Annotated in this window: 12 protein-coding genes; 9 read left to right on the plus strand and 3 right to left on the minus strand. The window is 63.1% G+C overall.

Going from position 1 to position 13,927, the window contains the following annotated elements:
• Window positions 1-160: 160 nt before the first annotated feature.
• On the plus strand, window positions 161-868 hold the full coding sequence (locus C5P05_RS07455) for a hypothetical protein (protein ID WP_157979240.1): 708 nt from the start codon (window positions 161-163) through the stop codon (window positions 866-868).
• 31 nt (window positions 869-899) lie between these two features.
• Here the strand turns inward: C5P05_RS07455 and C5P05_RS07460 are convergent, their stop codons facing one another.
• A complete protein-coding gene (locus C5P05_RS07460; protein ID WP_114969229.1) occupies window positions 900-2,393 on the minus strand; it encodes an AMP nucleosidase in 1,494 nt (497 codons plus the stop codon).
• A gap of 23 nt (window positions 2,394-2,416) precedes the next feature.
• Entirely contained in the window at window positions 2,417-3,832 is a 1,416-nt protein-coding gene (gorA, locus tag C5P05_RS07465) for a glutathione-disulfide reductase (RefSeq protein WP_114969230.1), read from the minus strand.
• 129 nt (window positions 3,833-3,961) lie between these two features.
• Between gorA and gshA the strand changes: the two genes are divergently transcribed.
• The 6 genes from gshA (at window position 3,962) to oppF (ending at window position 11,158) form a co-directional block, all read left to right on the plus strand.
• Entirely contained in the window at window positions 3,962-5,524 is a 1,563-nt protein-coding gene (gshA, locus tag C5P05_RS07470) for a glutamate--cysteine ligase (RefSeq protein WP_114969231.1), read from the plus strand.
• 184 nt (window positions 5,525-5,708) lie between these two features.
• Window positions 5,709-7,304 carry a peptide ABC transporter substrate-binding protein gene (locus C5P05_RS07475; RefSeq protein WP_114969232.1) on the plus strand — a complete coding sequence of 532 codons (1,596 nt, stop codon included), beginning with the start codon at window positions 5,709-5,711 and terminating at the stop codon, window positions 7,302-7,304.
• A gap of 7 nt (window positions 7,305-7,311) precedes the next feature.
• Window positions 7,312-8,232, plus strand: a complete 921-nt coding sequence (gene oppB / locus C5P05_RS07480) for an oligopeptide ABC transporter permease OppB (RefSeq protein WP_114969233.1) — start codon at window positions 7,312-7,314, stop codon at window positions 8,230-8,232.
• An 11-nt stretch (window positions 8,233-8,243) separates the two neighbouring features.
• The gene (locus C5P05_RS07485; RefSeq protein WP_114969234.1) at window positions 8,244-9,158 is read left to right on the plus strand and encodes an ABC transporter permease; all 915 of its coding nucleotides are present in this window, start codon (window positions 8,244-8,246) and stop codon (window positions 9,156-9,158) included.
• Window positions 9,159-9,171: 13 nt separating this feature from the next.
• Window positions 9,172-10,176 (plus strand): oligopeptide/dipeptide ABC transporter ATP-binding protein, encoded by a 1,005-nt coding sequence (locus tag C5P05_RS07490; protein ID WP_114969261.1) that lies wholly within the window; start codon window positions 9,172-9,174, stop codon window positions 10,174-10,176.
• The gene (oppF, locus tag C5P05_RS07495) at window positions 10,169-11,158 is read left to right on the plus strand and encodes a murein tripeptide/oligopeptide ABC transporter ATP binding protein OppF (protein WP_114969235.1); all 990 of its coding nucleotides are present in this window, start codon (window positions 10,169-10,171) and stop codon (window positions 11,156-11,158) included. Before C5P05_RS07490 ends, oppF begins: the two co-directional genes overlap by 8 nt.
• A gap of 86 nt (window positions 11,159-11,244) precedes the next feature.
• Here oppF and C5P05_RS07500 read toward each other — a convergent pair whose 3' ends face one another.
• Window positions 11,245-12,138: a LysR family transcriptional regulator gene (locus tag C5P05_RS07500; RefSeq protein WP_114969236.1), complete on the minus strand. Its 894-nt coding sequence runs from the start codon at window positions 12,136-12,138 to the stop codon at window positions 11,245-11,247.
• A gap of 147 nt (window positions 12,139-12,285) precedes the next feature.
• Here C5P05_RS07500 and C5P05_RS07505 point away from each other — a divergent pair, with 147 nt between their 5' ends.
• Both C5P05_RS07505 and C5P05_RS07510 read left to right on the plus strand, forming a co-directional pair.
• Window positions 12,286-12,951 carry a glutathione S-transferase family protein gene (locus C5P05_RS07505; RefSeq protein WP_114969237.1) on the plus strand — a complete coding sequence of 222 codons (666 nt, stop codon included), beginning with the start codon at window positions 12,286-12,288 and terminating at the stop codon, window positions 12,949-12,951.
• A 1-nt stretch (window position 12,952) separates the two neighbouring features.
• Window positions 12,953-13,927, plus strand: coding sequence for a pyridoxamine 5'-phosphate oxidase family protein (locus C5P05_RS07510; protein ID WP_114969238.1), 975 nt, complete (start codon window positions 12,953-12,955; stop codon window positions 13,925-13,927).

The raw sequence follows: 13,927 nt of genomic DNA on the forward strand, positions 1-13,927 counted from the left end.
AAAGAGTGGTGCAAAATCTCACTCGTCGGGCTCACCAATTGGGCTTTCAACTTACACCACAGCAAACCTCCTCAGCATGATTTCAAATATCCGATTTCTCAAGGCTGCTGGGGAAGTTTCTTAAGAGACGCTCCTCCCATCACCGATGCCATCAATCGACTTGTACGCCGTCCATGAGAAGAAGGCTCACGCGGGCCTTCTGACGATCCATCCGTCACGGTGGTTGTATGCCGGTCGAAATCTCGGAGGTGTTTTTGAGATCCTGTCTGACGATCACCAAGCGGTGCAGGTAGGAAATGAACGAGCCGAGCATTTCAAGCAACTCGCTGGTATGCGGCTGGACAGCAAGTTCAGGCAAAGACATGGACACTATCTCGCAACTCCAGCCGTGGCTGATCGCTACTTCAAGTACGTGCCCAAAGGAAGAACGTTGGAATGCGCAGTTCGCGACATGCTAGCGCTAGAAGAGCCCGACAGCCGAGTTGAAGTCCACACTCCTGTCGGCTTTATCGATCTCCTTTGTCCAGCATCTATCGTCGAGGTCAAAAGCATCTCCAAGTGGAAGCAAGCCCTCGGCCAACTGCTCGCGTATTCCGCTTACTATCCAGATCACTCAAAGAGCCTGCACCTCTACGGCAGCGACACGAATACACAGAATCTCGATGAGCAAATGTTTATTTGCCGACAGCTGAATGTGAGTCTCAAACACCAATGCATTCTGTCGAGTGACCACGGACCCGCTTCGAGGGTTGGGGCACCAGTAGCGGCTAACCCTTCCATCGAGAGGACGCTGCCCGGCAAGCCGGTCAGCGCCTCTCATGTCAAACGTTCAACTTCAGTTGCATACTGGGCTGGGCATTCCGGCTGAAAGCTTGATCCGTCAGCCAGGCTGAACTTTCCTACTGAAACGCCACCTCTGCAAAGCTCCTTAACTTCCGGCTGTGCAACTGATCCACCCCCTGTTCGCGCAGCAACTCAATCGCCCGAATGCCGATGCGCAAATGCTGGTCGACCCGCTCGCGGTAAAAGTGATTCGCCATGCCCGGCAGCTTGATCTCGCCATGCAGGGGCTTGTCGCTCACACATAACAGCGTGCCGTAGGGCACGCGAAAGCGAAAACCGTTGGCAGCGATGGTGGCGCTTTCCATGTCCAGCGCCACGGCACGGCTCTGGCTGAAGCGGCGCTGAGGGCCGTTGTCGGGCAGCAGCTCCCAGTTGCGGTTGTCTGTAGAAGCGACAGTGCCGGTGCGCATGATGCGTTTGAGCTCCGGTCCCTTGAGCTGGGTGATCTGCGACACGGCGGCTTCCAGCGCCAGCTGAATTTCGGCCAGCGCCGGTATCGGCACCCACAGCGGCAGTTCTTCGTCCAGCACATGGTCTTCGCGCACATAGCCGTGGGCCAGCACGTAGTCGCCCAGTTGCTGGGTGTTGCGCAGGCCGGCGCAGTGGCCGAGCATGATCCAGGCGTGCGGGCGCAGCACGGCGATGTGGTCGGTGATGGTCTTGGCATTCGCCGGGCCGACGCCGATGTTGACCATGCTGATGCCGCTGCGGTCGGCGCGCACCAGGTGGTAGCCCGGCATTTGCGGCAGCCGTGGCGGCACTTTGCCGAGCTCGTCGCCGGCCACCGCCGGCAGGCCCACGCGTCGGGTCACCACGTTGCCGGGCTCGACAAACGCGATGTAGGCGCTGTCGGGGTTGGCCATGGCCTCGTGGCCGAGGCGCACAAATTCATCAATGTAAAACTGGTAATTGGTGAACAGCACAAAGTTCTGAAAATGCTCGGGCCCCGTGCCGGTGTAGTGGCGCAGGCGCTGCAGCGAATAATCCACCCGCGGCGCGGTGAACAGGGAGAGCGGCTGCGGCTCGCCCGGGCGCGGCTGGTAGGTGCCGTTGGCGATGCCGTCGTCCATGGCGGCCAGATCGGGCAAATCAAACACATCGCGCATCAGCAGGCGGCGCTCGGCGCTCAGGCTGCCTTCGATATGGTCGTGCTCGGCAAACGAAAAGTGCACCGGAATCGGCTGCGAACTGGTGCCCACCTCCAGCTCCACCTGGTGGTTTTGCAGCAGCAGGGTGAATTGTTCCAGGTAGTAATCGGCGTACAGGTCCGGCCGGCTCAGGGTGGTCTCGAAGCGGCCCGGCCCAGCCACAAAGCCGAAACTCAGGCGCGCGCTTTCGACCGAGCTCTGGCGCGCCACGGTGTCGGTCTGCACCCGCACAAACGGGTAGCAGGCGCGCACATGGCCGGGCAGGCTGTCGCCGGCGACAAAGCGCTGCATGGCCTCGCGCAGGTGGGCGATGCTGGTGTCATAAATTTCACGCGCCTTGGCCAGCGCCGCGGCCGGGTCGGTGAAACGGGAGGGTGCAATAAAGGCGGGTAAATAGGGCATGACGCTATTGTGCTTGGTCTGGCTCAGGGTTTGGGCGCAGCGGCAACCGGTTCGCGCATGGTCACAAATTCTTCCGCCACGGTCGGGTGGATGCCGATGGTGCTGTCAAACATGGCTTTGGTGGCGCCAGCCTTCATGGCCACGGCAAAACCCTGCACCACCTCGCCGGCGTCCGGGCCGACCATGTGCAGGCCAACCACGCGGTCGGTCGCGTCTTCCACCACCAGCTTCATCAGGGTGCGTTCGGTGCTGCCGCTGAGCGTGTGCTTGAGCGCCTTGAATTCACTGCGGTAAACCGTGACCGGGCCAAAGTGCTGGCGCGCCGCCGCCTCCGAATAACCCACCGTGCCGATGGTCGGGTGGGTGAACACGGCGGTGGGAATGAAGTCGTAACTCATGCTGCGCGCGGCCTTGCCTTGAGCCGGGCCCAGCAGGTGATCCACCAGCACCATCGCCTCGCCCAGCGCTACCGGGGTCAGTTGCACGCGCGCGGTCACGTCGCCCAGCGCGTAAATCGAGGGCACGTTGGTCCGGTAAACGTCGTTCACCAGCACCGCGCCGTCCGCGCCCTGGCCAACGCCCACGGTCTCCAGCCCCAGACCCCGCACATTGGGGACCCGGCCGGTGGCGTACAACACCGCATCCACCACGACGCTGCCGCCCCCTTCGAGCATCGCCTCCAGACCCTGCGGCGTGTCGTGAATGGCCAGCACCCCGGCGTTCAGATGCAGCGCCACGCCGGCCTTGCGCATTTCGGCGGCCACGAAATGGCGCACCTCGTCATCAAAGCCGCGCAGCACCTGCTCGCCGCGGTACAGCTGTGTCACGCTGCTCCCCAGGCCGTTGAAGATGGAGGCGAACTCGCACGCGATGTAGCCGCCGCCCACCACCAGCAGGCGCGCCGGGAACGGTTCCAGGTCAAACATATCGTTGGAAGTGAGTACGTGCTCTCTTCCTTTCATATGCGGGACATGGGGTGTGCCACCGGTGGCGATCAGGATGTGTTTAGCCGTCCGGCGCTGCGGGGTGATGAGACCGTCCTCAGACACCACATCGACTTCCACCGTGTTGGCATCCAGCAGCCGCGCAAATCCGTTGAGCACCGTCACACCGGCGCCGCGCAATAGCTGCAGGTAAACGCCGTTGAGCCGGGCAATTTCGCGCCGGCGGTTGGCCTTGAGCGTGGCCCAGTTCAGGCGCGGCGCCTCGCCCTCCCAGCCAAAACCATGCGACTCTTCAAAGCTTTCGCCGTAGTGGGCGGCGTAGCTGTACAGCTTTTTGGGAATGCAGCCGACGTTCACGCAGGTGCCGCCCAGGCCCTCAAGCCCCCCGGCTTCGGCCAGGGCGACGCGGGCGCCGCGCTGCGCAGCCATGCGCGCCGCGCGCACGCCGCCACTGCCGCCGCCAATTACAAACAGATCAAAATCAAAAGAAGTCATGGAGTCTCATCAGGGTTGTGCATCGGACCCGTTGAGGTTAACCAAGAACCCGGTTCTCTGCCCCGCCCCGGACGACCGACCCCAAAAACTGCCATACTGCCAGCCATTTTCTTGAGGAAGCAAGCGTCCATGTTGAAGTTCACCTGCTGTAATGCGGTCCAGCAATTTTTCCGGAGCGGTCAAGCCCAAGTGTTGCAGGGCATTACCCGTGGTTACGAGCGCGAATGCCTGCGTGTCGACGCCAGCGGCCAGCTGGCCGCCACGCCGCACCCGCGCGAACTCGGCTCCAAGCTGACGCACCCGTGGATCACCACCGACTACGCCGAGGCGCTGCTGGAATTCATCACGCCACCCTCGCAGGACCCGGATTTTCCCTTGCAGTTCCTGCGCGATATTCACCGCTACAGCGCGCAGCACCTGAACGGCGAAAGCCTGTGGGCCGGCTCCATGCCCTGCGTGCTGGGCGAGGACAAGGACATCCCGATCGCCGACTACGGCCGTTCCAACGCCGCCCGCTTCAAGACCGTCTACCGCGAGGGTCTGAGCCTGCGCTACGGCCGGCGCATGCAGACCATTGCCGGCGCGCACTACAACTGGTCCTTGCCCGATGAGTTCTGGCGGGCGCTGCAAGACTGTTGCGCGGCCACCGGCAAGCCCGAAGACTTTGTCAGCGAGCGCTATTTCGGCCTGATCCGTAATTTTCTGCGTTACGGCTGGCTGATTCACTACCTGTTTGGCGCCTCGCCCGCCATCTGTTCGTCGTTCCTGCAGGGCCGTAAGTCGGATTTGCTGGAACTGACGCCTGGCACCCTGTACGGCCCGTACGCCACCAGCTTGCGCATGAGCGACCTGGGTTACCAGAACCGGGCACAGGCGAACCTGCGCGTGAGTTTCAACTCACTGAGCGAGTACACGCAAGGGCTGGAAACCGCCATCCGCACGCCCGATCCCTACTACGCCGAACTCGGCGTGCGCGACGGCCCGCACTGGAAGCAGCTCAACGCCAACCTGCTGCAGATTGAAAACGAGTTTTACGCCGGCATTCGCCCCAAACGCATTGGCAAGAACGGCGAGCGCCCGGCCAAGGCGCTGCTAACCTACGGCGTCGAATACATCGAAATGCGGCTGTTTGACCTGAACCCGTTCATCGACATCGGCATCGCGCCCGAGCAGAGCACGTTTGCCGACGTGCTGCTGCTGATGTGTTTGTTCCGCGACAGCCCGCCCATCACCAGCCGCGAGCAAAGCGAAAACGACGAAAACAAACGCCGGGTTGTCAACCATGGCCGCCAGCCCGATCTGCACCTGCTGGCGCACAACCGCGAGCAGCCGTTTCGCCCGCTGGCGCACGAGCTGTTTGACGACATGCAGCCCTTTGCCGCGATGCTGGACGCCGCCTATGGGGGCAAGCGCTACAGCACGACGATGCAGGGCTTGCGCGGCCGCATCGACCAGCCGGATACGACGCCCTCGGCCCAGGTGCTGGCGGCGACGCGGGAACACGGCGGGTTTAACAACTTCGCCCTGGCCTTGGCGCAGCAGCACACGCAAAGCCTGTTGCGCCAGCCGCTGGATGCCGCGACAAGCGCCCGGTTTGTCGCCAGCGTGGAAGCGTCCTTGCTGGAACAACAGCGGCTGGACGGCGCAGAGCAGGGCAGCTTTGATGACTTTGTGGCCCGTTATTACGCCTGAGGAGCGGTTGGGCTGCGAGGCTTTCACTGCGAACGATTGAATAGACCGGATCAAGCACACGTTTGGTAACGCAATAAACCTCGGCTGCGTGTGGCGCCGCACGCTGTTGGAAAAAACCGCAGCCTAGAATGAATTGATCCACTTCTAGATCGCGAGCTGACAGCAGATGAAACACAATTTCAGAATGAAAGCTTTGGCCGTAGTAACCCTGCTGAGTCTTACCGGGCTGACCATGGCCGCCACCATCCCGGCTGGCGTGCAGCTTGATGCCAAGCAGGAAATGGTGCGCAACAATGCGTCCGAGCCTGAAACGCTGGACCCCGCCACGGCCTCGGGTGTGCCGGCCAACAACATCATCCGTGACCTGTTTGAAGGCCTGACTGCCGTCGATGGCACAGGCAAGACGGTGCCCGGCGTGGCCGAGAGCTGGAAGCAGACTGATCCCCAGACCTGGGTGTTCAAGCTGCGCCAGAATGCGAAGTGGTCCAACGGCGATCCGGTCAGTACCGAGGATTTCGTCTACGGCATGCGCCGCTTTGTGGACCCGGCCACCGCCTCCAAGTACGCCGCCACCTACGGCATCTTCATTCTCAACGGCCGGGACATCGTAGACGGCAAGAAGCCCCCCGCCGAGCTGGGCGTCAAGGCCATTGACAAGTACACCCTGGAGATCAAGACGCCCTACCCGGTGGGCTTCATGCCGGAGCTGGTCTCCAACCTGCAACTCGGACCGGTGCACAAGGCCTCGCTCGAAAAAAGTGGCAAGGATTGGACCAAACCCGCCAATCTGGTGAGCAATGGCGCCTTCAGCCTGGCCGACTGGCAGGTCAACAGCAAAATCGTGCTGACCAAAAGCAAGCAGTACTGGGATGCCAAAAATGTGCAGCTGACCAAGTTCACCTATTTGCCCGTGGAGGACGGCAATGCCGATGTGAAACTCTACGAATCCGGCGAGAACGATTGGGTGTATCAGCTGCCCCCTGGCACTTACGAAAAATACAAGGCGCAGTACCCGAAGGACATTCGCAACGTACCGATGCTGGGCCTGCGCTACTACTCCTACAACAACGCCGACCCGGTGCTCAAGGACGTTCGCGTGCGCAAGGCGCTGTCCATGGTGATTGACCGCGACATCCTGGCGAAAAAGGTGACAGCGGACGGCCAGGTTCCGGCCTATGGCGTCATCGTCAAGGGCACCAACGGTGCCGAGATCACCACCTACGACTGGGCCACCTGGCCCATGGCCCAACGTGTGGCCGAGGCCAAGAAACTGCTGGCAGCGGCCGGCGTGCAGCCGGGTACCAAGATCAAGTTTGCCTACAACACCGATGTTTATCACAAGAAGATGGCCATCTTTGCCGCCTCCGAGTGGAAAACCAAGCTCGGCGTCGAACTGGAACTGGAAGCCATGGAGTTCAAGGTGCTGATCAAGAAGCGCAATGACGGCGACTACCAGATGGCCCGCAACGGCTGGATTGCCGACTACAACGACGCCACCACTTTCCTGACGCTGGTGCAATGCGATTCCGACCAGAACAGCCACAAAAACTGCAACCGCAAGGCGGAAGCGCTGATCACCGAGGGCAACCAGAGTCTGGACCCGGCCAAACGCAAGACCCTGTTCACCCAGGCGGCCAAGTTGATCATGGACGACTACCCGATGCTGCCCTTGTTGCAGTACACCGTGCCGCGGCTGGTCAAGCCCTATGTGGGCGGTTATTCGACGCAAAACAGCATGGACCGCTACCGCGGCAAAGAGCTCTACATCATCAAGCACTAAGCGTCGCATGTGGTCTTACGCCTTGCGTCGGGTGCTGGCAACGATTCCGACCCTGCTGGCGGTCATCACCGTCTGTTATTTGCTGCTGCACCTCACGCCGGGCGGACCGTTTGATGCCGAGCACAAGGTGTCCGCCGCCGTGCTGGCCAACCTGCAGGCCAAGTACCACTTGAACGAGCCCTTGTGGAAGCAATACCTGCTCTACCTCTGGAGCTTGCTGCACGGCGATCTGGGGGCCTCATTCCGCTACGAAGACTGGAGCGTCAACGAACTGGTGGCCAAAGCCCTGCCGATCTCGGCAGCCATTGGCGGCGGCTCCCTGCTGGTGGCCCTGATCATCGGCATCGCCATGGGCACGGTGGCGGCCTTGCGGCAAAACAGCGCGGTGGACTACCTGGTGATGCTGCTGGGCAATACCGGCAGCGCCTTTCCTTCGTTTGTCATCGGGCCGGTGTTGATCCTGGTGTTCGCCATCTGGCTCAAGGTCGCCCCGGCGGGTGGTTGGGATGATTTTGCCCCGCGCTACATGGTGTTGCCCATGGCCCTGCTGGTGTTCATCCACGTTGCCACCATTGGCCGCGTGATGCGCGGCAGCATGATCGAGGTGCTGCACAGCAACTACATCCGCACCGCCCGCGCCAAGGGTCTGCCCATGCGCACCGTTATTCTGCGCCACGCCATGAAACCGGCGCTGCTGCCCGTGGTGTCGCTGATCGGCCCGATGGCCATCTCGTCCATCACGGCGGCGGTGGTGACCGAGTCGGTCTTTTCCCTGCCGGGCCTGGGCAAGCTCATCGTCAACGGTGCCAGCAACCGCGACTACACGCTGGTGCTGGGCCTGGTGGTGCTGGTGACCGTGATCGCCGTGACTTTCAACCTGTTGGTGGATCTGGCCTACGCGCTGCTGGATCCCAAAATTCGATACTGAACGGCGGCACCATGGTGTTCAAGAACAAAGACGATGCGCTCGTCGCGACCCTGGGCCAGGCGCTCGAACCGGCGCTGCAGGGGCGCAGCCCCTGGGCCGCGGCACGTCTGCGCTTTCGGCGCAACAAGGCGGCCGTGGTGAGCCTGGTGCTGCTGGGCCTGATCACCCTGGCCTGCCTGATCGGCCCCTTCCTGCTGCCGCACGCGTTCGATTCGGCCGACTGGGATGCGATGAGCCAGTCCCCCACTTTGAAGAACATGCACTGGTTCGGCACCGACGAATCGGGGCGCGATTTGCTGGTGCGCAGCCTGATTGGCGGGCGCATCTCGCTGATGGTGGGCTTTCTGGCCACGCTCGCGTCCGTGAGTCTGGGCATTGCCTGGGGTGCCACCGCCGGCTTCATGGGCGGACGCGTGGACGCCGTGATGATGCGCATCGTGGACGTGATGTACGCTGTGCCCTACCTGCTGATCGCCATCCTGATGGTGACCTTGCTGGGGCGGGCGTTCTACCTGGTGGTCATCACCATCACCGTGTTTTCGTGGATGGACATGGCCCGCGTGGTGCGCGGCCAAACGCTGTCGCTGCGCTCGCGCGAGTTTGTCGAAGCGGCGCGCGCCATCGGGGTGCCAACGCGGCGCATCATCTTCCAGCACATCGTCCCCAATCTGATGGGCATTGTGGTCATCTACACCACTGTCACCGTGCCGGGCGTGATCCTCACCGAGTCGGTGCTGTCGTTTCTGGGCCTGGGCATTCAGGAGCCGATGACCAGCTGGGGCGTGCTCATCCATGACGGCACCAGCGTGATGGAAATCTCGCCCTGGATTCTGCTGTTCCCCTCGGTGCTGCTGTCGGCCACGCTCTACTGTTTCAACTACATCGGGGACGGACTGCGCGATGCGCTCGACCCCAAAGACCGATGAGGCGGCGCACAGCATGAGCGTCCTGGAAGTCAAGAACCTGGGCGTGCAGTTCGACACGCAGGACGGCGCGGTCTATGCCGTCAACGGCTTGAGTTTCTCGCTGGACAAAGGAGAAACGCTGGGCATTGTCGGCGAGAGTGGTTCCGGCAAGAGCCAGAGCGTGCTGGCCATCATGGGCTTGCTGGCGCGCAACGGACGCGCCAGCGGCGAGGCGCTCTACAACGGCCGCAACCTGCTGACTTTGCCGGCGCCTGCGCTCAACAAGATCCGCGGCAACCGCATGGCCATGATTTTTCAGGACCCCATGACCTCGCTCAACCCCTACCTGACGGTGGAGCGCCAGATGACGGAAGTGCTGGAGTTTCACAAGGGACTGGACCGCAAAAGCGCGCGCGCCGGCTCGGTGCGCATGCTCGATGCCGTCAAGATCCCGGAGGCGGCCCGGCGCATGGGCATGTACCCGCACGAATTCTCCGGTGGCATGCGCCAGCGGGTCATGATCGCCATGGCGCTGCTGTGCGAGCCCGAATTGCTGATTGCCGATGAGCCGACGACCGCGCTGGACGTGACGGTACAGGCCCAGATCCTGGCGCTGCTGCGCGACTTGCAGCGCGATTTCGGCACCGCCATTGTCCTGATCACGCATGACCTTGGGGTGGTGGCCGGTCTGTGCGACCAGGTCATGGTTTTGTATGGCGGACGCGTCATGGAACAGGGCAGCGCGCAGCACGTTTTTCATGGTGCCTCGCATCCCTACACCCTGGGCCTGCTGCAGGCGGTGCCGCGAATGGATCGCGACGACGTCGACCTGCGGGCCATCCCGGGGGCGCCGCCCAACATGGCCCACCTGCCCAAGGGCTGCCCGTTCAGCGAACGCTGCGCCCTGGCCGAGGCACATTGCCATGACACCCTACCCGCCTTGCAGCCCGTGGCGGGCACGGCGCATGCCCTGCGCGCCTGCCACCGCGATGCGGCCACGGTGCAGCAACAGGCGCGCCGGGAGCTGTCGCATGGCTGAAGCCCGAACCCCGATTCTGTCGGTGCGCGATCTCAATGTGTACTTTCAGGTCAAGGATGAACAAGCCTGGCCCTGGTCGGGCAGGCGGGCGCTGAAAGCCGTGGATGGCGTTTCCTTCGACCTCCATGCCGGCGAAACCTTGGGCATCGTGGGCGAGTCCGGCTGCGGCAAGTCCACGCTGGCACGCGCCCTGCTGAACCTCAATCCGGCCAGCTCCGGCAGCATCGTCTGGATGGGTCAGGAGATGTCAGGCGCGTCCGACAGTGCCTGGCTGGGCGTGCGCAAGGATGTCCAGATGATTTTCCAGGACCCGCTGGCCAGCCTGAATCCGCGCATGACCGTGGCCCAGATCATCGGCGAGCCGCTGCGCACCCACCACCCGGACATGACGCCGGCTGCGGTGATGCACAAGGTTCGCAGCATCATGGTCCGTGTCGGCCTGACCGCGCAGCAGATCAACCGCTACCCGCACGAATTCTCGGGTGGTCAGTGCCAGCGCATCGGCATTGCCCGCGCGCTGATTCTGGAGCCCCGGCTGATCGTCTGCGACGAGCCGGTGTCGGCGTTGGACGTGTCCATCCAGGCCCAGATCATCAACCTGCTCAAGCAGCTGCAGCAGGAACTGGGGCTGGCGCTGATCTTCATCGCGCACGACCTGGCGGTGGTGCGCCACATCAGCCACCGCATCATGGTGATGTACCTGGGCCGGGCCATGGAACTGGCGCAGGGGAGCGCGCTGTACCAGGACCCGCGCCACCCCTACACGCAGGCGCTGCTGTCGGCCATCCCGATCCCGGACCCGGAACTGGAACGCAACAAGGTGGTGCAACTGCTGCAGGGCGATTTGCCTTCGCCCATGAACCCGCCCACAGGCTGTGTCTTTCGCACGCGCTGCCCGCGCGCGCAGGCGCAGTGCGCCGCGCAGACGCCCGAACTGCGCTCCGTGAGCGCCGACACCCAAGTCGCCTGCCTCCTGGCTTGACGCGTCACCAGGCCTGGGCCTGAAATTTATAGGTTTTTGGCCTCTAGCCCGCGTGCAATATGCGTAAGCAGCTACTTAATTAGTAGCTAAAGGCTTTTCAAACCATTCAGCTCCAGCTTGATGAAGTCGATGAACGCGCGGGTGCGCGCCGGCAGCATCCGGGCATGGGGGTAGACCACGCTGACGGGGCGGGGTGGCGGCTCGAAGGTCTCCAGTACCAGTTGCAGCTTTTCTTGCGCCAGGTAGGGTGCGACCTGGTACGAGATGAACATGCCAAAGCCCATGCCGGCCAGACAGGCGTCCAGCACCGGCGCGTTGTGGTTGAAATCCAGGTTGCCAGTCACCGGCACGGTGAAGGCCCGGCCGTTCTCGTGAAAGGTCCACCACGGCCCGCTGCTGCCCAGAAAGCGCACGCAGTTGGCCTTGAGCAGGTCCTTGGGGTGCTGCGGCACGCCGTGGCGACGCAGATAGGTCGGGCTGGCGACCACCACGCGCCGCAGACTGCCCAGCGGCTGGGCCACCAGGGACGAGTCTTCCAGGGGGCCGATGCGAATGCCCGCGTCCATGCCCTCCTCCAGCAAATTCACCACGCGGTCCAGCAACACCAGGCTGCAGCGCATCCGCTCGAACCGCTGCACGAAGCGCATGACCGCCGGGGCCACATACATCTGGCCAAACAGCACTGGCGCGGTGAGGGTGAGCTGGCCGGTGGGCTCGGCGGCATCTGCGCTCAGCGCCGCCTCGGCATCGTCCACCGCGGCCAGCACCTGGCGGCAGTTTTCCAGATAATGTTTGCCCTCTTCGGTGAGCGAGATGCGCCGAGTGGTGCGGTGGAACAGGCGCACCCCCAGGTGTGCCTCCAGCGCAGCCAGTGTGCGCACCACCGCTGGCAGGGACGAGTCGCGTGAGCGCGCGGCCGCGGTCAGACTGCCTTCGTCGGCGATGTGCACAAAAGTCTGCATGGCTTTGAGTTTGTCCATGCGGCATATTAAGTCGAAAAGTGGAGTAGTTAAAACCGTTTCAAGCCATTTACTCATGAATCATGAATTAAACACAATGCGTTCCGGGGTTCATCATGCGCACATGAATCTCCTGAAAACTTGCTTGTCCCACTCTGAAAGAACCTCATGAATACTTCTACCCATCCAGTTTCATCTCCCCAGCCGGCGCAAGCCCTCAAGCTGTACCGTTTCGCGCCGTCCGGCCACTGCCACCGCGTCGAGCTTTTCCTGTCCTTGCTGGGCTTGCCGGTCGAGCTGATCGAGGTCGACTTGCGCGCCGGGGCGCACAAGACCCCCGCCTTTCTGCAGATGAACGCCTTTGGTCAGGTGCCGGTCCTGCAGGACGGCGATGTCACCCTGGCCGACGCCAACGCCATTCTGGTTTACCTGGTCAGCCGCTACGCACCGGATGCTTCCGCCTGGCTGCCCCGTGATCCGGTCCACGCCGCCGCAGTGCAACGCTGGTTGTCGGTGGCCGCCGGTCCGCTCGCGTTCGGGCCGGCCGCAGCGCGCGCGACTGTGTTGTTCAGGCAGACAACGCCCCCGGATGAAGTGGTCCAGCGCGCCACACAGCTGTTCACGGTGATGGAGGCCACGCTGCAGGCCTCCGCTTTCCTGACTGGCCCGGCACCCACCCTCGCCGACATTGCCAACTACAGCTACACCGCGCGGGCACCCGAGGGCGGTGTCAGCCTGGCGCCTTATCCCCACCTGCGCCGCTGGCTGGAACGCATCGAAGCCCTGCCGGGTTTCGTGCCCATGGTCAAAACGCCCGTCGGGCTGGTAGCCTGACATGGCCGCGTCGGCGCCAGACCCGGTGTTTCATGAAGGCGAGCAAGTAGTGCAGGCCCGCGTGGGGGTGCGCGACAAGCTGGCCGAGCTCGGTCCGCGTGTGATTCGCAGCCTCATGCCCGAGCAGCATCGCGCCTTCTTCACGCAGCTGCCGTTTTTGCTGTTGGGCACGGTCGATGCGCAGGGTCAGCCCTGGGCCTCGGTGCTGGCAGGCCCGCCAGGATTCATCACTTCTCCCGATGCGCAAACGCTGACCGTGCAGGCCCAGGCGCTGACGGCCGACCCCTTGCACGCCACGCTGCGGGTCGACGCCGCCATCGGCCTGCTGGGCATTGAACCCGCCACCCGGCGGCGCAACCGCGTGAATGGCGTGGTGAAGGCCGTCACCCCGGACGGGTTCTCCGTGCAGGTGCAGCAGAGTTTTGGCAATTGCCCGAAATACATTCAGGCGCGGGAAGCGGTGTATGCGACGGACGCCGCCTCGACGCCCAAACAGGTCCATCGTGCCCAGTGGCTGGACGCCAGCGCGCGGCAGTTGCTGACGCGTGCCGACACCTTCTACATCGCCACGGCCTACGCTGGCGAGCACCAAGGCTCATCCACGGGCGTGGACGTGTCGCATCGTGGCGGCAAAACCGGTTTTGTGCAGGTGGACGATGAGGGCACGCTCACGGTGCCTGACTTCACGGGCAATTTCTTCTTCAATACGCTGGGCAATCTGGCGGTCAACCCGCGTGCTGGCCTGTTGTTCATTGACTTTGACACGGGTGATCTGCTGTACCTGGCGGTGAGCGCCGAGATCATTTGGGACGGCCCGGCGCTGGCCGCTTTTGCCGGCGCCCAACGCCTGCTGCGCCTGCAGGTGCGCGATATGCTGCGCGTGCCGGCCTCTTTGCCCCTGCGCTGGGGTGCCGCACAGTTGTCGCCGACGCTGCAGGCCACCGGCACCTGGGGCGCACCCCCAGGGTTAAGTTAA

Source organism: Rhodoferax ferrireducens, from assembly GCF_003347515.1.
Taxonomy (GTDB): domain Bacteria; phylum Pseudomonadota; class Gammaproteobacteria; order Burkholderiales; family Burkholderiaceae_C; genus Rhodoferax.